This window comes from Burkholderia sp. SIMBA_051 (assembly GCF_046534915.1).
Taxonomy (GTDB): Bacteria; Pseudomonadota; Gammaproteobacteria; order Burkholderiales; family Burkholderiaceae; genus Burkholderia; species Burkholderia ambifaria.
Window position 1 is genome coordinate 1 of the sequence record NZ_JAWRXS010000566.1, and the last position, 255, is coordinate 255.

1 pseudogene is annotated in these 255 nt (G+C 62.0%); it reads left to right on the forward strand.

The features are described from left to right. Positions 1–46: 46 nt before the first annotated feature. Positions 47–255 (forward strand): annotated as a pseudogene (locus tag SB771_RS35740) (MarR family transcriptional regulator); the annotation flags it as partial.

Consider the following 255-nt stretch of genomic DNA (forward strand, 5'->3'; position numbering starts at 1 on the left):
CCCGCGTTTTTTCTCTACTGGTGATTCCCCAGGGGGGGTCATATTCATGCCAACCCAGCAGCAGATCGCCGACCACCTGGACCTCGACCAGTCGGCCGTTTCACGCCTCGTCGACAAACTCGGCATCGATTACCGGCAGGCGTCGGTCGATGACGTGCGCATCGCGTACATTCGCCACCTTCGTGAAATGGCCGCTGGTCGTGGCAGTAACACCGGGATCGATCTCGTCGCCGAGCGCGCGATGACGGAGCGGGT